Source organism: Neptunomonas sp., from assembly GCF_041601355.1.
Classification (GTDB): Bacteria; Pseudomonadota; Gammaproteobacteria; order Pseudomonadales; family Balneatricaceae; genus Neptunomonas.
Window position 1 is genome coordinate 15,292 of the sequence record NZ_JBFIIH010000008.1, and the last position, 23,940, is coordinate 39,231.

Here is a 23,940-nt window from a genome sequence, read left to right on the forward strand (position 1 = left end):
TCAATTGCCTCAGCAAACTGTCGTTGCTGGAGATCATCTGGGTGCCGGCCTTGGTTTAAAGGCCGAGCACCTTGACGATATTTTGGCGTTAGCTGGGTCCTCTATGGGAGGCGCTACTTCTATAGGTGATGATCTTTGGTTTGAGGTGCATACCGAAAACTATTTTGTTGCTGGTGGGCCTCGTTTACGTTATCTCAGAGCTGTTCGTCAACACTACGATCTCAGTTTTCATGGTGTCGGAGGGTCTCTGGGTTCTGATCATCAAAGCATGCCTGCGCATATTAAGCAGGTGAGGGCGTTGATTGATGAGTTTCAGCCTGCACTGGTGTCCGAACATGCTGTTTGGTCCAGATCAGGCGGTCAATACTTTGCCGACCTAATGCCGTTACCTCGTACGCATGATGCGCTTCAGTCTTTGATTGATGGCATCGACTGTTATCAGTCAGGCATTGGTCGATCTATTTTAATTGAGAATCCCAGTAATTATCTGGATTTTACCAGTGAGATGGATGAACCTGAGTTTCTGGTTGAAGCGGCAAGGCGCACCGGTTGTGGCTTACTTATCGACATTAATAACTTGTACATCAGTAGTAAAAATACCGGTATTGATGCATTTGCCTACCTATCACAGATTCCTGCCGAGCTGGTTGGTGAGCTACATATCGCAGGACATGATTCTGATCCTGAATTAGGGCAGTCTCTCTTAATTGACAGCCATGCTGCCGCCGTCGATCTTTCGGTATGGGCATTACTTGAGCAGGCATTGGATCTATTTGGTCATCGGCCAGTGTTAGTTGAACGTGACGCTAATATACCACCGTTTGCAGAACTGCTAAGCGAGCGTCAAACTGCGCAACGTTATTTAGACCAGGTGCAGGTAAAAAATTAAATCTGAGCTTCTAAGACGGAGCCTACATGACTGAGCCTGCAAGACTGACCTTATAAGAGGAGCTTCGCTAATGAGTGTGCATCATTATATCGATGCATTTACCCGCTATTTACGTAGCGGTGATGCCAGTGCTATGGGGCGCTTTTGCGAAAATTCAGATCATATAAAGCGCCTGGCTGTGTATCGCAACGGTTTTTACAAAGGCTGCGTTGATGCACTAGCGGCTAATTTCCCCGTGTGCCAAAAATTGCTGGGAAGTGAGAGCTTCAGAAACTTCGCGCGACTCTATGTTGATTACTTTCCACCACAACAAGGTACCTTGGTGGGATATGGGCGGAGCTTTCCTGATTTTCTTGCTGACTACATGACAGAGATGCCGGATACAGCCGAACTGTCGTTACGGTCGTTTAAAGCCAAGGCCTCGAGCTCGCTCAATCTGCCCGATATTGCACGCTTGGATTATGCGTGGTTAACAAGTCTGATGAGTGCTGATGCAGAAAAAACGTTAACGGCAGAGAATGTCACAAGGTTGATGGAGCAAGGTAACGACCTTGAAAAAGTTCGGGTGAAGTTAAATGCCAGTGTGTTGTTGCTTCGCGTGGGCAGCGGATCCTTGTCTGAATGGATTTCACTAAAAATACCTAACAATGAAAGGACTCAGGAAACTGAATCCTCGGCTGCTGGTTTCGTTATGTTCTGGCGTGCTCGGGGCGCAGTACAGGCCCGCGCTTTGTCGAAAGCAGAGGTTGCACTTATGCAGGCTCTGCAGGGCGAGGAGGAGGGCAAAGGTAGGCCACTGGGTGAAGCTTTTGATGCCGCATTAGCGGTGGACGAAAACTTTGAAGTCAGCGATGTTTTCTCTGCATGCTTACAAAATGAATTATTAGACGTTGAAATGCTTGAGTTCCGACAATAAGAAAATAAGGAATAAATATGAATATGCTAGCAAAGTTACGACAATTTTATGTGCAGATTGGCCAGCAGTTGTCGCGGTTTTTAGAACCCCTGGCGCTATTTTTTCTTCGTTTTATGGTGGCCAAAGTCTTTCTTGATTCGGGATTAACTAAGTGGGATGGTTTTTTAAAGTTTAATGTCGAAAAATACGACCTGTTTATGTATGAGTTTTTCTGTCCTGATCCAGTCAGGCCCGGCGCATTGCAGCTTTGCAACCCGGAAACACTTGAGTATGTCGAAGGCTCCTTCGTTGTAAAAATGATCGAATGGCTTGCGGTGTCAGCCGGTGTTGTCGAGGTCTTGCTTCCCATATTACTGATTATCGGTTTGTTTTCTCGCTTCGCTGCGTTAGGGCTTATTGCTATGACTCTGTTTATTCAGTTGGCTGTATTCCCAACATGGGATCATTGGATAAATCCTGCCTCATGGTGGGCGGTTTCCTTATTGGTTATTGTTGCTCGTGGTCCGGGAATCTTGTCGCTCGACAGGTTGCTGGGTTTGGATGCAAAACCCGCGGCCGTTAAATAGCAGATCTAAATGAAAAGAGCACCTGCTATCGGGTGCTCTTGAATGGTTATTTCACATGGGCTTCCATTTCATCGCCAATTCTTTTTCTCATATCCGTGAGGCGCAACGCTGAATCCCTGAGGCGAATGTCGTGCTCGGTAACGGGGATCCATTCAGGGATGTCGGTGGGTTTGCCTGCATCATCGACAGTGGCAATGATGACGATGCAGTGAGTGGTCAGGTGGCGTTCTGGGTTTTTAGGATCACCTGCACGTACATCAATCCCGATGTGAATTGAGGAACGCCGTGTATAGATAACTTTTGCAGCAACTTCAACAATATTGCCTACAAGAATCGGTTTAACAAAGCGGATACCGCCGGCATAAGCGGTGATACAGTAATTGCCACTCCAGCCTGCTGCGCATGCATACGCGGCAAGATCGATCCACTTCATCACGGCACCGCCGTGAACTTAGCCGCCGAAGTTTACATCAGCTGGCTCGGATAAAAATCTTAGCGTTGTTTGTCTGTCTTGGCCTGCCATTAAAACCTCTGAGTTATGCTTTATTGAAAGTATGCTTAGTATGTAGACTAAGGGAGTGTCTGAGAAATGCGTGTTATGAAAAACTAATCAGGGTTAACGAGATGGCTGTTATTAATGAGAAGTTGAAAATAGTCGCGCCCTCGTATCAGCCAAATCCATTGCTGCGTGAGTATCTTTAAATGGTCTTCTTAGCGTTGCCCTGACTGCCCATATTACTGGCCTTAATGTTATCTGTTAAGACGAAGCTGTAGTTCGCTTAGTTTATTATAAGTAGTCTCTAAGCTATTGTTATTTTGTCTATTTAGTATCGATTTTTTCAAGAATAATTATGTCAGTATCTCCTTTAAATACTGTGATATCAGACGGCCTGTGGACGTGGCCGAATAGCTGAAAAATCACTGATCCTGGTTCTGATATTGGGCTGTCCAGGTTACTGATGACACAATTTGGACTCGTGCATACTCTTCAGATACACTGCGACGATAACAATAATAAACATGATGCCTTCAAAGAAAGAAAAGTATGAGTTCTTTTGTGGTCGTCAAATAGGTCAAGGAGTTTCTCCGGTATGACTAGCGAAATCTTACGTGCCTGACATCAGCGGCGCGCTATTAGTCCCCATCCATCTCGACGCTCTCTTTGTCGAGAATGAAGAAGTCGTCCTGCACAGCATGGCAGATTTTTCTAAATTACCTTTTTTTGATGGTCAGCATAATCAAAATTCAGACGTGGCTTATCTCAGCGAAGAAATTGTCTCTAAGCCATTCCGTGATAAAGATTTAAGACTCGGTAAGGGTGCGCATCTGCATTGGGCATTACCTGATGCACTCACTCAAGGCGTTAGCACAAAAGACGGCATAACCTTTCCCGCCGCCCCTGATCGCTGGTTAGTGACACGAACGGATGCGAATGGCAAACAGCAATGGATCGTTGAAAGTGATTATATTTATCCGCTAGATACTGAAATGGAAATAGGCATTTTAGCTAGGCTAAATCAAGTCACCGATCCCGCCAAACGTAAAAGCAGAGAAAAATCTCTCAGAGCCGCATTCGCTAAAGAGCTTGCACAAAAAGTAAATTTCCCAATACCGCCACGGGTAGATTCGGTAAATAAACAGCCTTACCGCTATCTTGGTAGGCATTGGCCAATTAAAGATGGCTTGCCTCCGAGTGACCAAAAGACCGAATACTTAAACGCTCTGGCACACGAGAAAGGCAAAAAAAACGCGTGGCATAAAGTGGTGGAATCGGGCCTCACCGCTATGGGTTACGGCGAACCTGCATTCGCAGCTTTTTACCCTAATTGTCGCAGTGTCTTTGGCTTTTATGATGCGGATATCTCCTTTGAAGACTTTAAAACGTCAACGTACGATGTGATTGGATGGTTTGACCAGCCTGAAACGCGAGACTGCCTGCAAAACGAGGCGGTTAAGCATACCCGTTTGGCGATTGGAGATCGTTTGCGCAATGAATTGTCCTCCAGCGGGTTCAGCGAAGCACAGATCACTAAAAAAATTAATGCGATGGATGTTGAAATCCAAAATGAAGCGATTGAGAATCATTTTGGTTGGAAAATCACGCAAAAGTGGGATGATAGTGAAAAACTATGGCAAGACTTGCCTGCTGCCGAGTTAGTCCCTTTACGTAGCCTGTACCATGCTCAATTGAAGCCTGTAGAAGGAATAAGCCCAAATTTAAACGACGATAGTCTATTAGGAGCGGTCGATGTAGCCATCGGAAACACCGCCAGCGAGGCTTTATCGGCCTATCTTGGAGATAAAATAGCCGCTGATAAATCCCTGATCGAAGAACAACTAGAGGCTTTAGATTTAGGTCAGCGATTTCAACATCGCCAACTTGATTTAGGGCCGAAGTTCCTTGAGGCGCGCCATAATAAGGGGTTTTGTGCAGAACGTTCAGGCATTCTTTGGACAGTGCGCCTGGAGCGCGATCCAGCATACGAAGAAAGCAGTGAAACTATTCACGCAACTACTGAAGTCACACCGCCGATTTATATTGCCCACTTGTTGAATGACCTGAACGAGTTTCAAGCGAAATACGACCGTGCAGAGCATGACATGGATGCATTGCGTTGTGAGATATACCATGATTGGACGTTATATATGCGCGCATTACGTCCGCCTGAAGGTATGTCTGAGGGGTATTCTGATCCAATAGAAATTGCTAAGTTTATTGATCGTGCGGGTTTGACCATGCTTAAACGGCTGCAAGCAGCAAATGGGCGTTTTAATCTTGATGCCCAGCAGCGCGCTGAAATAGATGCACGTAGTTCTCCTATCACATCTAAACCTGCGACTGATTATACCGATTCAAATGCGATCGCTGCGAAAATTGCTGAGAAGATTACTGATATCAACAAAGCTTTTGATATAGCAAACGATATGACTCAATTGTTACAAAAATTTGAGTTAAAAATTAGTCATCTTGATGCTGACATTCGAAAAGAAACGAATCAATATTTTTTAAAATTTCTTGAAGAGTTTAATGCTCTGCCTACCGCACCTTTTAAAGAACTTAGTGCATCGTTTTCCCGAATCAAAGTACGTGCAGACAGCCTGTCAACTATAGCGCAGCTTGAACAGTTTCAGATAAAGCTAGGGCAGCTTTACTGGTTGCTTTTCCCAAGCGAGCATTATGAGGGCGACGAAGGAGGTGATGAGCCACTACAATCTCTGGCCAACCCTGAAAAGGTGAAAATGCGCTATGTATTACGAGAAATCGACGCACCGCGTTATTATCGCCCAACCGATCCTGTCGTTTTATTAGCAGGCGAAAAACTCAAACCCACAGAGCGTCATGGTACCGACGGTAAGGATGACGCCGACGGAAAGCACGCCTGTAGAGTGATCACGAATATCACAAAATCATCATTGATCTCTGATATTGATATCCCTCCGATTACGCAGTGGATTGAAACGACAAGTGACGAACGAGAGCTTTCAAAGGCGTTATTGGAAAAATTGGGTGTGATTAGAGAAGCTGTTTTAAAGGTATTTGATGAGCCTGTTACCGCGGCAAATAGTGAAGAAGACGGTTGTGGTGGTGGCCGGTATTATCCAGAAGAGGATGATCAAATAGGCTTGCGGCGTTGGCGTAAGCAGCCCTGGCACCCATTCATGATGGAATGGCAGGTTGAGATGGCTCCGGTTAGTGCTGGCAGTAATCGTGATGCGTTTCGGGAAGATTATGCTAATGATTTTATACGGCGTAACTTTAATTTACCTGAAAATTCGGTTGATCTATGTAATAACAGTAACACTGATCTTGAACTTAACAGTGCGGATACGGGCTTTTATAGTGGCAGCTGCATTCTGATTGACCAGGCGCCCGACATTCTTCAATATAAATTAGATAAGTATCTGGAAGCCAATAAAAACCCTCTGCCTCACTCTAAACCTCAATCTAAGCCGTTCAAAGAGGATCAAGCTATTAGGCCACAGTCGCTGGCCAAACAGAAAACGCTCGATACTTTGAATCAAGTGAAGGCATTTCTGGAGGCGCGGCCGAAAACATTGTCACAATCGTTAGACGGTTTTCATCAAGGGCTGTTGCAGCGCCATCAGATTTTGCAATTACCTATCACTGACCCCATCGGTTTTAAAGACTTACAACTGTTAACCGATTCAGTTCGTTTGGCGACTCAAGGTAGACATACCAGCTCACCGATGCGCGGGTATGATTTTACTCCGATCCGTTCTGGACAATTAAAACTTCGACAACTACGGCTGATTGACACCTTCGGTAGGGTCAAACGCATTATCGATGCAGACAATCAAACAAAAATTGTACGCAGTGAAACCTTAAGCCTTAAAGATTCAAACGAAGGTATTCATCTGGCGCCACGTTTGGTTCAAGCCGCGCGCTTGAACTTCCGGTGGTTATCCGCAGAGCATGCTTCGGGTAGCAATATGGATGAAGCCGAAACTAACGCGCATCCTGCTTACACGCCAGTATGTGGTTGGTTGATGGCAAATCATGAAGACAATATTCTTGAGGTGTTTAACAACCAGGGTATAGCGCTGGGGGCCATTCGTCAGGAAGGTGATCATGTCGTTTGGCAAAAAGCACCTGGCAGTACTTTACCGCATTGGGAGATAGAAAACCCTGAATCAAGCTTAAACCCCCATTTGCGAAAATGGTTGAATACGATGGTAAATCAGTTGGGTAAACAAGCCAGCTACTTCAAGCATTTTATGGATACTTTGAGTAGTGCCTTGGAAACCATTGCGCCAGAAGATTTCTCGCACCATCAAAGCAAGGCGTTGTTGATAGGTCGGCCAATGGCTATTGTGCGGACGATGGTTGATCTTGAGTTAAAGGGGCGACCAGCAGTCAATCAATCGGACAGTGCGTTTAAGCGAGACATGCAACGCTCGGTTGGACCACAGCAGGGCGATCAGGAAACTATAAAACAAAGACGCGCGCAGTTTCGCCTCGTTAAATCGGAGCAGGCTGAATTTCTACGTGGTTTAGAAACACGTAATCCTAAGGCTATCCGGCATGCATTTATAACGCGACAATTTAGCTTGCCGTATGATAATGAACTCATACAAATAAAACTCAAATCGAGTGAGCGCGATCAACGGCGTTGGCAAATTATATTCCCGACTAAGCATTATCAAGTGCGGGAAAATAATGGTGTGCTGGATGTTTTTCTTGAAACCGATCGAAGCAGTGATGACTTTACTCATGTCCGTTTTCCGATTCGCATTGGTGAATATCAACAGCTCAATGACGGCTTAATAGGCTACTTCATCGAAGAGCCTGATGGCACGGGTTATCATTATCAGGATAATTGCTTTTACGCCCCTCAGGCCGCTTCGCGTCAACCATTACCGTTTACATGTCCCGCTGAAAAAATTGATGATTGGGTGGAGCTATTAAATCAGCGTACTTTACCCGAGGGCATTCTTGAGCAGCTGCCTATTTCGATTCCCGCAGCAGTAACCATAGATAAAACCGGTTATCGCTGGCGTATAGACAGCGATCAGCATGTTTTCAATTTACTCCGTGATAGTGATGGTATGGCTTTATTCGAAGTGCTGGATAGCAAGTCTGAACATATAAAAGTGCATTGGAAGGACCCGGTCAATTTATATCAGTCGGTAGATGATGCGCCACACAAGCTAACGATGTTGATTGATCCGCAAGGCTCCGTGCATGCGGTATCGGGTATTTTACCCACTAAAGCGATCAATATTCCCGTTGATCAATATGTTGAAGCGATCAATAAGCTTGAAATTACTTTCCCGGTCAAACCCGTTGTGAGTGAGCTGGGTAAGGTTCAAATTCCGCTCACCGCTGTGCAAGGTTATCAATGGACATGGCTAAGCAAAAGCGGTGAGCGTTGGACAGAAACAGACCAAATAGATCGAATCGATACGCGCGCCCATTTTAGTCGGCAACAGAGCCTCATCGAAGGCTTTCTGAAACTACAAAAGACGGACAAGTAATATGCAAGAAGCAATCCGGAATATCCAACTCAATCTGAGTTTGACTGAGGTCAATCAAATCTTAACCGCTCTGGGCGAACAACCTTATTCTGCCGTCTATCATTTGATCGCCAAAATTCAGCAGCAAGCTATCACCGAGGTCGATAGCGGCGAGGGTTTAATTAATCCGCCTTCTAGGGACACCGTTGATCACGCTAAAGGCACTGATTAATTAATATGAAGACCACCGGCATTATCCAACTTGATCTGGAGAAGCGGCCATGAATAAGCTATTGACTGGTTCCGCCCTCGGAATGCATCCGAATTTAGTCTTGTATATGAAGTTGGATGCCATCGAAGTGCCGGACAAAACTCATACGCAGGCACGGATTCTAGATGTGTTAGGCAGCGAAAAACCAGTAGCGATTGTTGAGGGGTTTCCCAAAATCGTAGCGGATGAACCGTTTGGCAGCTGTTTGAAGATGAATAATGCGCCCGGTAAGCTCTCAGAGTCTCTCTGCTTGCCAATGAAAAACCACTCTCTGGAGAAGGGTATCACCTTGTCCTGCTGGCTTTATATTGAGTCCGATCCTGCTGTTATCTTAGCTGTGGGTGATACTTTAGTATATGTTCAAAACTCTCAATTGAAATGTTGGTTTAATAACAAAGCTGTATTATCAGAAACTTTCATTACTGAAAAAGAGTGGAGGCACCTCACTATCTGTTTGCACGAAGATGGTGTGGAGTTTTATCTGGATGTGCCTGAAAGACAGCCGGCAAAACTCATGGGGCCTGGTATTGATCTGGTAAATGATAAGCCATGGACGCTAGGTTATTATTCGGAGGGCTGGGCGTTTAATGGTAAATTGGCACAGCTTCGGGTTTACGACAACCCACTTAGTTTCGAAGAAATTAAACAGCAATGGTTACAAGATAATGCCGCTTACTTGCCGCAATCATTTTGCGTTTCTGCGCCACTTGAGTTTGAATTTTGGGACGAAAAGCACCAACCGATTATCTATACGGAAGGCGGTGAAATATCACATAAGTTGAGCATCGCGCTGCGCAATAACGATGCGCAAAACCGACCTTTGCTATTTGCTGATGTAAAGAATAACGACTCGGACATGTTGGTTGAGCAATTTATAATTGATAATCATCATATCGAGCTGCGTTTTCCTAAAGCGACCTTATCAGGCAAATCGATTCAACAGATAAATGAGGCTTATACCCGGCGGCTTCAATATCTTTCTGGCAAAAGCAAGGCCAGTGATGGAGAAACACAAGCCAGTGAACCAGCACTGCGCAAGGATGATTGGTGCGCATTTTATATTGATCACCCTGAGTTAAACGCCGAGTCGGTTTACTTGATGTCGCCAGTTGATCAATCACTCGAGGTCAGCGACGACATGGGTGATGTCAAGGTCATGGAAATTGAGTTACCCCACCTGTGTGTCGATACAGGTGCGTACAGTATTCCGGTTGAAATGCGCCCCGGTCCTTTACTCTCTTATGCAGGCGAGGCTTCCAATTTAGGTAAGCGGATTCGTAATTTGCAGATCCAAACTCAAAAAGGCTATAAGGTTATCCCTTTGCATTTTGATGTTGTCGGCTCCAATACGGTTTTGAATGATGGCAGCAGTACGAAGTTATTGCTCCGTTTAACCAATATTGATCCTGTTAGAACGATTAAGATTAAAGATACGGGCAATATGCAATCGCAGTTTATATTGTCTTGCGAGTTGTCGAATCACGGCGGCCACCATGAATGGTCTTTAACAGACGAAGCGTCGAAGGTGACGGTAGAGGTTTCCAAACCCAATATTTTGCAACCTGAGTGCCAGAATGACAAACATTGGCAATCCGACTCAGTGGAATCTAGCGAAAATGGGGATAAAGTTGAGTGGGTTATTAATGGTTCCCGCCTAGGCGCAGATTCTTTAGCGCCTAATCAATCTATCTATTTGCGATTTACAGTTAAAACAAAATTGCCAACAGGGGCGAGTGATCTACATGTTCATTATCGAAAAATTGAAGGTTACTGGGATGGCAACCGATCGTGGACGCTAGAGAAATCGCCGCTGGTTTTTCATCGTTCGCCTGCTGTTATTGATCGTTTTTTGCTGGCTGATCATGTGGGTATTGGTACAAACAAGCCCGCCAGTAAGTTATCAGTAACGGACGGATTAAGTATAGGCGTCACGTGGTCCAATCGACATCAGGCACCTGCGGGTGGGCTATTAGTTGAAGGTAATGTCGGGTTTGGTATCCCAAAACCTGCAACAAAGTTGCATGTTCATCAAGGGCGCCTGAGGGTGAGTGATACAGCAGCGTCAGCTGTTATCGAACTAAAGAATGACCAACATAATAATGTCTTGTTTACCGATGGCGCAACAGGACATTTAAATATTCGAACCGATTCAAATGCACATCATGTGGCTTTGCAATCAGGCACGGCTCAAGGCAATGTTGGCATCGGCACCGATGCACCCAAGAGCAAGCTGGCGGTGGTTGGTGGAATCACCCTGGGCGATGCCGATTTTGTCAAAACCACTGCAGCCACGCCGGGTAGTCTTCACCTTCAGAATGATGTGAATTTGTCGAAGGATACAAAAATACACTTTGCTGACAATGGCGAAATTTCCAGTTTAGACGACAACCACCGAATTCTTTTTCGCCGCAATGAAAATGTGATGGAGCTGAGGGAGTTCGGCAAAATAGTTTTTTCCCCAGGCGCTACTAGCGGCCAGGCAACGAATAAAGTGACGGTTAGCGCTTCTGGTTTAAGTGTTGATGGCTTTGTTTCGAATAAGAATACGCGGAGATATTACGCACCTCACTTAAACCCCCTTATAAATAATAATGTACGGCGTAATTTAACAACATATGACCAAAGCTTTTCTTTGCGTTGTACTGCCGATGTGCTTTTTCTTGTGCAATTTTCAAAAGTGACAGTACACCATGATGGCGACCTGGAAATTTCGCTTGACCTGTTACACACCGAGCGTGGTGCGCTTAAAGAAAGACTTAAGAGTATCGATTTAATGAGTCGGCAATATAACTCAAAAGACCAATATTCTATGAGCCAAAGTATGTTTCATATCAAGTTTGGTTTGTCCGCACATACTCATTATTTCAGATTAACTGCGCAATGTTCGGGGTCTTATGTGCCAATCGTTGAAGGCTGTACGATATACGTCATTCAACTTTAGGGCAGATATCACTCACTATTAGCGTTAATTAAAGAAGAGAATATCATGCCAAAAGGTAAAAGTAAGGGTAACCAAGTTGCACCGTTAATTGAAGCCTTTGAACATGGTATTCAGGAAGCGCCCGCGTTAGGGCAAGCGATGCACGCCAGTGATGCTATTCCGCCCGTGTCCGGGGAACCACCAGAAATAAAAACCGGGCAAGATTTATTGGATAGTCATGGCTTTCCTGCTGATATTGTCGAAGCCTTTAGTCTGACGGCTAAAGAAACCAATTGCGTGGTGATGAGCCGCGCGCCGGGTGGGGCGGTGCTTGAGTTAGTTAAACATGGGCATGATCTTAAATCTTACCAAATCAAAGCCAAATCTTGTGATTGGGGGCCGATGAGCGGCTTCTTATGTCAGCTGCCCTGCTTTAATAAAAAGGGTAACGCTAAAATTGCTTATAACGATGATAATTACATAAAGTATTTTAAGTTTATTCAATCACAACAAAAACATGATGAGGTTTTCCGACGCGCGATCCAGGCAGGTCAAACCGCATTTATCCCCCTTAAACTCTATGATGAGCGTGTCATTGGCATATTGGACGACCCCAACGCCGGTATCATCGACCATAAAGAGTTAGATAACGGCGATATCGTTGGTATCGCAGCGCATTTTGAAGATCCGAAAAAACGAGTCGGCAAGACGGTTGTGATGGAGTTCATGCTTAAGCGTTGTGGCGAATATGCACCGGGAAAACCTTTATGGCAGGTGTATCACGGGCGGGTCGTGTTTAAGCAAAAGGAGAAACCTAATAAATGGGAAAACTTCTTGGAGAAAAAGATCTCGACCCTGTTAAAACAAGATGGTCGTGATTATGAGTTACTCCAGCGCAAAAACCGTAACGCAAGGACGGTGGGCTCGGTTATTCAAGAGCAGCCCGCACCGCTGGCGAATAAAGACGATACCCAGCCAATTCAAGGTGAGGAAGCGCGAAGAGTCCTAAATACTTATAAAGGCTTTAATTTAGAATTGGGCGGCGCTGGAACCGATATCTTCTATCCCTTATGTGTGGCGCAGAACCCTTACCCACCCTACAAGATGGCGGATCTTGCTGAAGACGCTAGCGCAGAAGCTATCGCAATGGCAAAGAGCGAATTGTATAAAAATGCCGTCACGGGTGATTATGATCTCTTCGCAGTGTGGCCTGTTCGTCCCCCTATCGGTTGGAAAGATTTACTCAGATATGGCGATTTTAAGATGACGTTGGATCAACGTAAAAAAGCTCAGGCGGCTGAAAAATCTTTAAAAGAACGTGATGTCGGGTTTTTTCTGCGGGTTGGGTCGAAACGGTTTGCCTTAGAGACGCGTGCTCGGGATGAAATGATCATCGAGGTTATTCCAGGTTATGACGAACTGGGCATAAAAGAGGATACAGAAATCGGCAACATCAACTCCGCAGTCGCAGAGGTAGTGCAATATTTGAATGCCTTTATATTTTCGGTCATGTTGGAAAAAGTTGGTGGGACAGAAGGGCCGCAGTATGTGGAGTCTGAGGAATATAACCAACACAAGGAAAACGTGCGTAAGCACTTTACCTATCCCAATGCTGCATTTCACAGCGATGAAGGTGGGCGACCCGGCATCGATGAGATTGATTTCCCCGTCGCCGTTTTTTTACCCCCAAGCTTAATCAGCGGTACAGACCGGAATATGAGCAAATATACGGTGTTTGAAGAACATGAATATGCACGGTTTTTGAATGTGTGTCTGGCGTTGCGCAGTAAATGTTTTGTGATGTTTAACCATGTTTGGATCAATCGTCTGTTTGCGTTGGTGGCTAAACCATCAGACCTGAAAAAAGCGCCTAAAAGCGCTGAAAAATATTTCAAAGAAGTCGCCGAGGAGCGGGATTCTTTAACAGACATCGATCTGAAATTCATTCGGGTTTTGCTTTCTCGATTATTTCTGAACGGGCAACTACGCGTTAGATTTGAAGCAAGATCGTTCACTTATTGGGGCGGTGTAGACGAAAGAAATAATCAGAGTGAAGTGGCCATGTCTGAAAAATCCATGGACATTTTAGCCAGGCAAGTGATTCAAAGCACGGGGAAAAAACAGGCCAAAGATATTCGAAATGCCTATTTTCAGGCGAATATCACCATTCCGGATAGAACGCCCACGCCAGATACAGCGGAAACCTTGTGACGAAAACAGAGTTTACTCGCCGATTAAAGTTCGCCCTTCTTAAGGGTATGGAGTGTTAAATGTCTGATAACTGGATTTCATTATCGACGGTCAGCGCGGAGTGTGCGAATGATGTTCGTCTGGCACTTGGCGTGTCTCGCTTACCCGAAAAAGGGGGCGATGGAGAAATGTTGGGTGTTCCTTGCCATATTGAAACCTACGGCATCCATGAACATTCGGATCTGGTTGTGGTGTGTGCTTATCCCGAACAACCATGGAACTTTGGCTATTGTTTTCCGCAGCTTCCCGGGGTCTGGCAACAGGGTAATACTTTCAGGCATTTCAACCTGCGCTTTTTAGGTCTGGATAAAGCATTGTGGGTGTATGTATGGATGAAGGGTGAGCAGTTTGAGAAAATCTGGCCTGCCCTGATCGAAAATGCCGTGTTTATTCATTGGAATCGTGAGCAAGACTCAGCGATAGTGAAATCTATTTTAGGACTCATCCCGGAAGACTTACAACGCGTACCTCGCCCCAGCCAGCAGGTAAGAATAAATGGAAAACCTTTTGGTGGGCGTAAAGAAAACAAAGAGATTGTCAAAGACGGCTTGTTCATGTGGGGCTTTGTTAAAGAGCCGCTAGGCATGTTGAGAAGAAGTATCCATGGCGTCATCGAAGACGATGAGCAGAGCTTACCGTATCAAAGAGAGCGAGATGAGCAGCTACCCGTCATGGATCGTTTATCACATATGCGCGAGTTTCTCGGCGATATGCCGAATAGTATATTTGCTAAGGCTAAAACAACCTATGCAAAACCTGAGATAGGTAATCAGGAAACCAGCCGCTTAGCGCGATATTTACAACTTCAAATGCCACCTCATAGCACTGAGTTTGGCGTGAGTGAATTACATTTTTACAACGCTGCGTTGACTTTTACTGCGCCACTGTATTATTCGCCCCACAATACCCGCATTGGCTTAAAAGCCGATTTTGATCTTCTCGGTAATATGATTGAGATTAATCTCGAATACCCGATCGATGGTGATGTGATTACCGCCAAGGGTAAATATTTAGGCAACCCAACAGATTTATTAGGTGAGTCTGAAACACTGGGTATGCCCAGCTCTCATTCCGAGTTTGGATCCGACACCGAAGTTGATATTGAGTTTGAGTTTTCAAAATCAGAGAAAACACTGACTAAGATCGAATTTGATATAGAGCTGCACAAAAAGCATTGGGAGGTCGTGCCTGCGCCAATCAGTTTGGCTTTAGAGGGCCTCTCGTTTCGGGTAAAAATTTATAATCCGCTACACAAAAAGAGCCGTTTGCTATTCGCGGATATCACCGCAGAAGCTGCATTGGGTGATGCCAGCAAAGGAGATACACCGATCAGGTTGATGTGCGGTGGCTCATATCCCAGCGCGGATTTATTTTTACAAGCCCGAAATCAAATTCCACTTGGCAAGTTACTCGAAAAACTGCTGGGCGAGAGTGAAGGTCTTGATAAGCTGACCTTGGATAATCTGCGGGTTGAATATAATTATCGCAGTGGTCAAATGGGCTTGATGTTTGATGTGCCTGAACAATGGACGATTGTACATAAGTTCGCGCTCAGTGAAATCAGCTTGCATATTCAAGGCAGAAAAGAGTTTAGCGGCGGGATAGCAGCGACACTTGAAATGGGCAGTGTAGCGTTCTATTTGACAGGTTTATATGATCAGGGGTGGCAGATTGAGGGTAGCACTGCGCCTGGGAAAGTCATCCATATTGATGTTTTACTCGAAGCACTCACCCATCAACTCGGCGTGGATGATGCAGGCTGTGCCAGCCTGGAAGGTAAAACACTTAAGAATCTTCATGTGTATTTCAACACTGCCAGTAAAGATTTTATCTTCACGGGTGAAGTTGATTTGTGGATGGAAAAGATATTACTTAAGACGGTCGTATCTATCACCGTTAAGCATTTAAGTGATGGCTCTGTCAGCAAAACGTTCAGCGGCGTCATCCAATTCGAAACGGGCGACGATAATAATAAGGTGCTGCACGAATTTGATGTGGTGTTTGATAAACGGGACATCACATTGGCGAGTGGCAGTGAATCGCTGAGCACCATGATTGCCGCTTACCGAGCTGACCCAAACCATCCGCTGAGTCTAGAGGATCTTGCACCGGGCAAACATCTGCCTAATATTGAATCACACGGCGTTTTTATCGCGCATCAGAAAAGTACAGCGAAAGACGCAGATCCTAAGAAAAAATGGTTATTGGGTATCAGCTTAGATGCAGGTATCGACTTATCCAATGTAAAACTGCCAAACATTCCATTAATGGGTGCTGGTGGGCCGCCTAAATCACTGAAGTTAGATTTACAAATTTTGCTTGCGACGGGACCTGGCGCTTTTGAAGAAGAAGAGCTTGGCGTTATCGGTGACTTAAATATGACGGGCGATATCAGCATTCCTGCTCAGAAGCTTGAGGGCTCGGCAGTGGCCTGCAGTATTTTGATGGATGGTATGACGGTTACGCTTAATCTTCCCGTCAAAACGGGTAACAGCAAGGACGCCGCTTTTGTTCATGATCCTGATATGGACGCAGGACAAAAACCGCATTTACCCATAGCACCGCATGCCGTAGCGGTGACACCGTCGCCCGAGGGTACCAAGTGGATTAAAATTCAAAAGAACTTTGGGCCGATTCATATTGAGCGTATAGGGGTAAAATTTGAGCCTAAGGGTGGCTTACTGTTTATTTATCTGGATGGCGGGCTGACGGTAGGCGCGCTCACTTTATCGCTGCACGGCTTGGGTGTGGATACACCGCTAACTGAATTTGACCCGCATTTTCATATCAGCGGCATTGGTATTGACTATAAAGGCGGCAGCATTGAATTGGGTGGTGCCTTCTTAAAAGGACAAATACCTGATCCAGATCCTAATGTGCATGAAACTATCACCGCCTATTCGGGTGAGGCGGTATTACGAACGGAAGCTTTATCGCTTTCTGCGATCGGCTCATACTTTGAATATAAGGGTGAATCTTCATTATTCATTTATGCCTTGTTGGAGTATCCATTAGGCGGCCCGCCATTTTTCTTTGTCACTGGGCTTGCGGCAGGATTTGGTTATAACCGGCAAGCGATAGTGCCTGGCGTTGAACAAATCCATAACTACCCCTTGGTGACCAAAGCCATCGCTGGGCCGCATCCCAATGCAGCCTCCAAAGACGGAGCCAGAGCCCAAACACCAAATTTAGCGGCGGAATTGGCCAGTCTGGAGGCTTATGTGCCTCCCATGTTGGGCGAGGCATTTCTAGCCATTGGCGTGAAATTTAGCTCGTTTGAGCTGATTGATTCTTTTGCGCTGGTGATTGCCCAATTTGGCGAACAGAACCAATTTGATTTGGTGGGTGTCTCACATTTACAGATTCCCTCAAAAGAAGCAGGCGGGCAGCCCGGTTCTTTATTGGCGGAAGTGTATATGAATTGGAAGGCTTACTTTCGCCCTGTTGAGGGCGTGGTGGGTTTAAAAGCTGAATTAGCCCCGGGGTCATACATCCTAAGCCAGGATTGTCATTTAACCGGAGATTTTGCTTACTTTGCTTGGTTTGGCGGTGACCACGCGGGTGATTTCGTCTACACCCTGGGTGGATATCACCCTGACTTTATCCGGCCAGCGCATTACCCCACGGCCAATCGCCTGGCATTTAACTGGCACTTGGGTGCAGCAAACCTGGACCTGAAGGGAGCGGTTTATTATGCCTTAACTGCACATGCCTTTATGGCGGGGGGGGCGTTGGATGCCACCATGCATGGCGGCTTTGATATTGGTATAGCCGGGATAGATTTTCGGGCTGATCTTCATATCAGTGCTGATTTCATCATTACCTGGCAGCCATTTCATTACGACGGCAAAGTCAAACTTGATCTAAAAATAGATATTTCAGCACATCTACTATTTTGCTCGAAACATTTCTCTTTGGATGTGGGCGCAGATATGCACCTCTGGGGACCTGAGTTTGCGGGTGAGGCAAAAATATATTTAAAAGTCTGGGTGATCAGTCATACGCTGGACGTTAAGTTTGGTCAAGGAGCGCCTAAATTAAGGCCGATTAACTGGCAGAAATTTTATTTGGCATTTCTACCGAAGACCCTAAAAGATCCGGCAAAACCGAAGGCAATCCAAAAGGTGGATGCATCCGCTGTTTGTGGCGTCGCCGTACAGGGAGGCTTGATTCGCTCCAGCGGCGATCGTTGGATTATGATTGCTAAAGATTTTTGTCTAGTGACGGATTCGATGATTCCGATCACCGATGCACAATGCGGCACCAACCCGCCCTTGGTTCATGGTAATCAGTTTGTTGAATTAAATGGCATTGATCATCATCTTGCGAGCAATATTGAAACTGATTTTGGTATCGCCTCAATGGGTGTGAAGCCCGATGGGTTGACGACTCGACATCACATTAAGATATTGCGTAATGGTAGCGATGGTTCGGAATATTTTCGCTGTGAACCGGTGCTTAAACGCTTACCTGCGGCTGTGTGGGAAGCCCCCAGCTTTGTTGATGGTTCTGGAGAGGAATACCTTAATAAACCCGACATAAATCCTAAGCGTAGCTTGATATCTAATTTATTAGCGGGGCTTAAGATTTACCCTGCGGTGTTGCTTAAAGAGCATAAGACACTGCTCATAGAGCGCAGTGAGTTGCAATATGAAGTCACGCCGGTTTATGGCAAAGATCCGCTGCTAGAGTATCAGTGGCAGCAGATTCCGGAGTATATCGCACCATCAAATGATACAGCACAGATCGAGGACTCCTTTGCCGCTAAACGAGCCACTGATTTACGAGATGATATTTTAACAGAGTTAGGGCTGATGGATGTCGTGGGTGTATTCAATCATCCACTTGAATCCACCTTGCAAGCTTCAAGCAAACAGGCGCGGGGCTAATACACCATGGCTATAGTAAGCACACTGAAAGGCCCGACCGGGCAGTTGTTGTTTATCGATCATCATCGTCCTGCCTTACCCGACGGTGATTACAGTATTTCAGTTGAACAATCTATTCATGCGACGCGTCAGATATCAGTCGCCATTCCTGATCAACCTCATAAGTTTCAGGAAGAAACGCTTGAGGTGATCAAGGATCAAACTTTTGTATCGCAAATCCGGAAATTTGCAGTGCAGGGGCCGCGCTTTAGTCTAGATCCACAAGTTATTCATGCTGTTTTTCCTCCTGCCGGTAGTCTGGGGGAGCATTCCAGTGTCTTGCCACATATTAGCTTTAAGCGCAGTACTTTGCCGTGGGAGCGACCCGTTATCGCGCGAGACCACTCACTGCCTGAGGAAGATGACCCCGCCTTAAAAACATCCTGGATGGCGTTGTTGGTGTTTGATCAGTCGGAGTTTGCCACCAAAGAGCAGAATGAAGGTGCCGAACGCGCACGGGGTTCAGACGTCAGCCAAAGCAAAGTTAAGGAGCAGGCGTTTCAGGCAGGCTCGGTATCCAGCCCTAAAAGCACTCGACTTCAACTCCAGGGCAGTGGTCAATCAAAACGCTGGGCGATTGAAAAAACAGCTGATCTTGACGGCCGTGAAGTCAATCTTTTTGCGCCTACATTTGTGCATGAGTCTGGTCAACAAGATGAAGATCCGGTCTCAGTGATAGACATCGACCGCAATTTATTGATTAACGTGCTGCCTAGTAAAAAATCATTGCTCATGTTGGCACATGTGCGTCAATCTGTTGACGGGCATGGCAAGCTAGGTGAGGCGATGGCAACCTTGATAGCCAGCCGGTTGCCCAGCGCGAGTAAAATGAGCGTTGCGCATCTGGTTTCCTTAGAAGGTCAGTACGAAGTAGGATCAAAGAATCTTGATATCTGGGATTTAGCCGAACATTTGTCAACAGCACAAAATCAGGGTAGCCGTAAAGATTTTGTTCGTATGATCAGCCTGAAAAGTTGGCGTTTTAGCTGCATTGGAGAAGAGCATAGTTTTAAAGGTTTAGGTAAGGGTCTGGACCGCTCGCCCAGCACCGTTCGTTTGCCTGATGGTGTCTTCCAAAAGGGCTTGTCCTATATTCAGCAGGGTTGGTTGGGTTTACCACATCACATGATGGAAGGTAATACGACAGGATCCTGGTATCACGGCCCATTGGCGCCGGGAGAGGTGACAGGACATGCCAAGAAGATCTGTGTATATAAGTCTGATCAACTTCGCCATTACAACCCTAAAACCAAACTACTGGATAGCAGTTATGCGGCAGCCTGGGAGCTGGGTCGATTATTAACCCTGCAAAACGAAAAGGTAGCCGTAAGTTTGTTTGATTGGAAACGACGACATCGCCATCAAGCACAAAGAGTTGAGGCGATGCAGGCGCTTGAACATTTGCCTATTGAAGCACAGACCATCAACAGTGATTTGCCGGTGGATGTTATTGATTGGTTTCACGATTTATCATTATTGGAAGGTGTGCCGTTTAACTACTTATTGCCCGACGAGAAAATGCTGCCTCCTGAGTCTCTGAGGTTTTTTTGGGTTGATCCACAATGGGTGCGTAGCCTTCATGATGGTGCGTTCAGTATCGGGCGGGTGCTTCCGTCAGATTTCGATCGCGATAAAGTTAACGATCAGACATTGCTAGCCGCACCACATGCGATCGTAACCGGCGTTTTACTTCGGTCAGAATTAGTATCAGGCTGGCCGGATTTATTAATCGAGGCCTACGATGAAAGGGTAGAACATTCTAATTATGAGCATCCCTTCCGTGAACCTGATAACGCATCAGGTCTCCAGCATAGCGTTGCCGAAGAGGAGGCGATTGAGCAGGCATTGAATGCCGGAATAACTAGCGTGTTAAACCGACATTTTGGTTTTTTGCTGCCAGAAGATGAAGATATTTATATCACCGCGCTCGTGAAGGGAAAGTCCTGGAAAATTAATGTAAACGAAAATGAGGACATCTACATTGTCGAGAAACGGGAAGGGGCGTTTTGGCTGGAAATAGAAAATAAATTACAATTACTTAAAATGAAAAAGCTATCGCCGAACGTTTTGTTGTGCCTGTTTTCAGGTGAAGTTAAATCACTGGATATCCATCAAAAGCCTGAAGCACTCCATTTTGGTTTTAACCGTCCTGATACGACGCCCTCAGAAAGTAATGCTTCACACTATTACTATCGGGAACTCAAAGATAAGCATGGAGGAGAAACTACACTGAGCGTTGAGAACACCGATGTTAAGCCTTGGTTTGAGGCTCACACCCGCGTCATTAATGCTGAGGTCTTGGCAAGTAACATTGATGTAAAGGTGAACGATGATCAACCGGAGTTTACTTCAGCACAATTTGCCTTACAAATGGCAGAAGGGGTGCAAAAGGTACGGTATATGTTAAAGGCAAGCGAGTAATGACGCGTATGTTGACTATCAGTCTTACCAGTATAGAGTCAACAGAAGAGTTGTGGGTTATCAGTCACTCTTCTGTGTGATTTTTAGCGTCTATTGCTGCAATTCGTTCAGTTTTTTTAATACGCCGTGTAATCCTTCGTTATTGAAGGCATTCAAAAATGCTGAACCAACAATAGCGACGTCTGCATGCCCTTTCAACGCTGCGATATCTTCACGAGTATTGATACCAAATCCAACCGCTAGCGGCAGCGAGGTAGATTGTCGGATCGTCTTTAAATAGCCTTGCATATATTGCATCTTAGTGGCTTCCTCACCCGTTGATTGTTGTCCCGTCACACCGGAACGGCTCACACAGTAGAGCATCCCCTGAGCCTGTTCAGTCACCAGGCGGATACGATCTTCGTGCATATCCGGGGTGATTAGCCAGATTGGTGAAATGCCTTTATTGATAAGTGGAGTCAGCATGTCGTGGTGGTCTATTGGCAGATCAGGAATAATCACACCGACAATATCGTCGCCCATTTGCTCTGCTAAGGACTCAAACCCTGGTTGTAGCAGGGGATTAAGATAACTCATCAACAGCATGCGACTGTCTGGGTATTGCCGGGCCAGCTTTTTTATATCTTTAAGGCATTGGCTAAGGGTGGGCTTGTGCTTCAGGGCATGATGACATGCAGTGGTAATGGTTGGGCCGTCCGCTACCGGGTCAGAAAACGGAAATTGTACTTCGAGAATTTCTACACCCTTCTCTAGCATCAGTTGCATGATTTCAAGACTTTTTTCTATATTCGGATAGCCATAAACGACATGGGTCATCATCAAAAGAGGTTTGTTTTCTCGCTGTTTCTGTATGTATGAGGTTAGTTTATTCATTCTGCTGTCTCCTCTTTTAAATATGTATGCAAGAAATCAGTGAACGGTTCGTCATTCAATGCCTTGGCTATATTGAATATATCTTTGTCGCCGCGACCTGAGATATTGATGACAATATATTCATCAGGAGACATGCTGGCGGCTTCTGCTAACCCTCCTGCGACCGCATGGGAGGATTCAAGCGCAGGGATAATACCTTCGTGGCGGGTGAGCATTTTAAAGGCGTCGATGACTTCAACATCGTTGGCGCTGGTCATGCGGACTTTTCCCTTTTCCTCCAGGTCTGCCAATATCGGAGAGACGCCAACGTAATCCAATCCGGCTGATATCGAATGTGTGGGTTGTAATTGGCCTTCGCTATCTTGCAGAAAGCGGGTGGCAAAGCCTTGAGCGATGCCAAAGCGTGCCTGGTCGGTATTAAAGCGCATAGCGTGCTCGCCCGGGGCATTGCTGCGTCCGCCTGCTTCCACACCGACAAGCTCAGTTTGACTATCGACGAAAGGTAAGAATATGCCGCAAGCATTGCTGCCGCCGCCGACGCAGGCATAGATGCGGTCGGGATATTTACCAAACTGCTGGAGTGACTGCTCTTTTACCTCTTCGCCGATTACAGACTGAAAACCTGCGACCATTTCCGGGTAAGGCGCGCAACCGCAACTAGTGCCAATCAGATAGTATGTGTCTTCATAGCTGGAGGACCAGTCTCGTAGCGCTTCATCTAATGCATCCTTGAGAGTGGCTGCACCGGTGGTTACCGGTACAACCGTTGCACCGAGCTGTTTCATCCAGAAAACATTGGGATACTGGCGTTCGATATCATGAGCACCCATATATACGGTGCACTCCAGCCCCAGACGGGCTGCAACCAGCGCGCTGGCGACACCGTGCTGGCCTGCACCGGTTTCGGCGATGATGCGCTTTTTACCCATGCGCTTTGCGAGTAAGCCCTGACCTATGACGTTATTCATCTTGTGGGCACCGCTGTGGTTCAGATCTTCACGTTTCAGATAGATCTGTGCGCCACCGATCATTTTCGTCAGGTTAGCGCAATAAGTCAGTGGGGTAGGGCGTCCTGAAAAATCCTGCATTTCAGATTTGACGAGCTGAACGAAAGAGGTGTCAGCCATGGCTTCACGATAGGCTTTTAGTAGTTGTTGCTGACTACTGTAGAGTATTTCCGGGATAAAGCTCCCGCCGTATTGACCAAAACGTCCTTCATCATTCATGATCGTGCCTATATAACTAATTTATTAACTAAACGGTTCGGTAAAGATAATAAAAATTCTTACTGGCGTCAATGGAGTTTTTATGGCGCGTGGTCGTCCTTCTAAAAAACAAGTGATTCTGGATGCAGCGAGACAGTTGTTTGCGACATCGGGTTATCAGGGCACATCGATTGATTTGGTCGTACAAACGGCAGGGGTGTCTAAGCCCACGGTGTATAATAATTTCCCGACCAAACAGGCATTGTTAATAGCACTCCTGGAGGAGCTTTTGCTGCAGGCGCAAGGCCAAAGACAGGTAATCTTAGATGATGATTCTTTGTCATTGGTAGCAGGGATGGTGGCGATTTTTCGTCAGTTGGCTGGTGTTCCTGAATATTTGGCTGTTTACCGAATGTGTTATGGCGAACGTCACAAACTGGATGAAGTGACCTATCAGCTGTGTGCAGGCTTTGATCAGGCATTGAAGGATGACTGTAGATCCTTACTTCAGAAGCATGGCGGCGAGCACCAGGAGTGTGTAGCGCTGGTGGCAATAGCTATCTGTAGGGAGTCGCTATTAATCCCGGCTTTGTCGGGAGGGGAAGCTACTGCTGAGGACGTTATTGAAGCCGCTTTATCCCGGGTACTAACGTAAAGGTTTTACAGTAAACACTTTCCCCGGTCGTGGTTTGGTTTTTTGGCGAATGATAACCATGGCCGTGAAG

Annotated in this window: 12 protein-coding genes and 1 pseudogene; 10 read left to right on the plus strand and 3 right to left on the minus strand. The window is 46.0% G+C overall.

All coding sequences use genetic code 11. The annotated features are described in order from the left end of the window. Positions 1-4: 4 nt before the first annotated feature. From ABY436_RS02520 to ABY436_RS02530, 3 genes are all read left to right on the plus strand, one after another. The gene (locus ABY436_RS02520) at positions 5-889 is read left to right on the plus strand and encodes a DUF692 domain-containing protein (protein WP_372737455.1); all 885 of its coding nucleotides are present in this window, start codon (positions 5-7) and stop codon (positions 887-889) included. A gap of 70 nt (positions 890-959) precedes the next feature. Then, the gene (locus ABY436_RS02525; protein ID WP_372737456.1) at positions 960-1,805 is read left to right on the plus strand and encodes a putative DNA-binding domain-containing protein; all 846 of its coding nucleotides are present in this window, start codon (positions 960-962) and stop codon (positions 1,803-1,805) included. Positions 1,806-1,822: 17 nt separating this feature from the next. Continuing rightward, a complete protein-coding gene (locus ABY436_RS02530; protein WP_372737457.1) occupies positions 1,823-2,371 on the plus strand; it encodes a DoxX family protein in 549 nt (182 codons plus the stop codon). A gap of 46 nt (positions 2,372-2,417) precedes the next feature. Here the strand turns inward: ABY436_RS02530 and ABY436_RS02535 are convergent. Beyond that, positions 2,418-2,810: pseudogene (locus tag ABY436_RS02535) on the minus strand (acyl-CoA thioesterase); the annotation flags it as partial. Positions 2,811-3,481: 671 nt separating this feature from the next. Between ABY436_RS02535 and ABY436_RS02540 the strand changes: the two are divergent. Genes ABY436_RS02540 through ABY436_RS02565 form a run of 6 tightly spaced genes read left to right on the plus strand, consistent with a single transcriptional unit; the run spans position 3,482 to position 21,137 of the window. After that, complete coding sequence (locus tag ABY436_RS02540; protein ID WP_372737458.1) at positions 3,482-8,368, plus strand: hypothetical protein; 4,887 nt, start codon at positions 3,482-3,484, stop codon at positions 8,366-8,368. Between the two features lies 1 nt (position 8,369). After that, positions 8,370-8,579 carry a hypothetical protein gene (locus ABY436_RS02545; RefSeq protein ID WP_372737459.1) on the plus strand — a complete coding sequence of 70 codons (210 nt, stop codon included), beginning with the start codon at positions 8,370-8,372 and terminating at the stop codon, positions 8,577-8,579. Between the two features lie 49 nt (positions 8,580-8,628). Beyond that, entirely contained in the window at positions 8,629-11,559 is a 2,931-nt protein-coding gene (locus ABY436_RS02550; protein ID WP_372737460.1) for a LamG-like jellyroll fold domain-containing protein, read from the plus strand. 45 nt (positions 11,560-11,604) lie between these two features. Continuing rightward, entirely contained in the window at positions 11,605-13,749 is a 2,145-nt protein-coding gene (locus tag ABY436_RS02555; RefSeq protein WP_372737461.1) for an anthrax toxin-like adenylyl cyclase domain-containing protein, read from the plus strand. Between the two features lie 59 nt (positions 13,750-13,808). After that, complete coding sequence (locus tag ABY436_RS02560; RefSeq protein ID WP_372737462.1) at positions 13,809-18,677, plus strand: DUF6603 domain-containing protein; 4,869 nt, start codon at positions 13,809-13,811, stop codon at positions 18,675-18,677. 6 nt (positions 18,678-18,683) lie between these two features. After that, complete coding sequence (locus ABY436_RS02565; protein ID WP_372737463.1) at positions 18,684-21,137, plus strand: hypothetical protein; 2,454 nt, start codon at positions 18,684-18,686, stop codon at positions 21,135-21,137. A 90-nt stretch (positions 21,138-21,227) separates the two neighbouring features. Here ABY436_RS02565 and trpA read toward each other — a convergent pair whose 3' ends face one another. Then, the gene (trpA, locus tag ABY436_RS02570) at positions 21,228-22,010 is read right to left on the minus strand and encodes a tryptophan synthase subunit alpha (RefSeq protein WP_372737464.1); all 783 of its coding nucleotides are present in this window, start codon (positions 22,008-22,010) and stop codon (positions 21,228-21,230) included. Further along, positions 22,007-23,236 carry a tryptophan synthase subunit beta gene (trpB, locus tag ABY436_RS02575; protein ID WP_372737465.1) on the minus strand — a complete coding sequence of 410 codons (1,230 nt, stop codon included), beginning with the start codon at positions 23,234-23,236 and terminating at the stop codon, positions 22,007-22,009. Before trpB ends, trpA begins: the two co-directional genes overlap by 4 nt. A gap of 82 nt (positions 23,237-23,318) precedes the next feature. Here trpB and ABY436_RS02580 point away from each other — a divergent pair, with 82 nt between their 5' ends. Next, complete coding sequence (locus tag ABY436_RS02580; RefSeq protein WP_372737466.1) at positions 23,319-23,870, plus strand: TetR/AcrR family transcriptional regulator; 552 nt, start codon at positions 23,319-23,321, stop codon at positions 23,868-23,870. Positions 23,871-23,940 lie beyond the last annotated feature (70 nt).

Bases quoted from the DNA above. Each gene is read 5' to 3' on its own strand.
- ABY436_RS02525 (WP_372737456.1), top strand. From the start codon at position 960: ATGAGTGTGCATCATTATATCGATGCATTTACCCGCTATTTACGTAGC.
- ABY436_RS02530 (WP_372737457.1), top strand. From the start codon at position 1,823: ATGAATATGCTAGCAAAGTTACGACAATTTTATGTGCAGATTGGCCAG.
- ABY436_RS02545 (WP_372737459.1), top strand. From the start codon at position 8,370: ATGCAAGAAGCAATCCGGAATATCCAACTCAATCTGAGTTTGACTGAG.
- ABY436_RS02550 (WP_372737460.1), top strand. From the start codon at position 8,629: ATGAATAAGCTATTGACTGGTTCCGCCCTCGGAATGCATCCGAATTTA.
- ABY436_RS02555 (WP_372737461.1), top strand. From the start codon at position 11,605: ATGCCAAAAGGTAAAAGTAAGGGTAACCAAGTTGCACCGTTAATTGAA.
- ABY436_RS02560 (WP_372737462.1), top strand. From the start codon at position 13,809: ATGTCTGATAACTGGATTTCATTATCGACGGTCAGCGCGGAGTGTGCG.
- ABY436_RS02565 (WP_372737463.1), top strand. From the start codon at position 18,684: ATGGCTATAGTAAGCACACTGAAAGGCCCGACCGGGCAGTTGTTGTTT.
- trpA (WP_372737464.1), bottom strand. From the start codon at position 22,010: ATGAATAAACTAACCTCATACATACAGAAACAGCGAGAAAACAAACCT.
- trpB (WP_372737465.1), bottom strand. From the start codon at position 23,236: ATGAATGATGAAGGACGTTTTGGTCAATACGGCGGGAGCTTTATCCCG.
- ABY436_RS02580 (WP_372737466.1), top strand. From the start codon at position 23,319: ATGGCGCGTGGTCGTCCTTCTAAAAAACAAGTGATTCTGGATGCAGCG.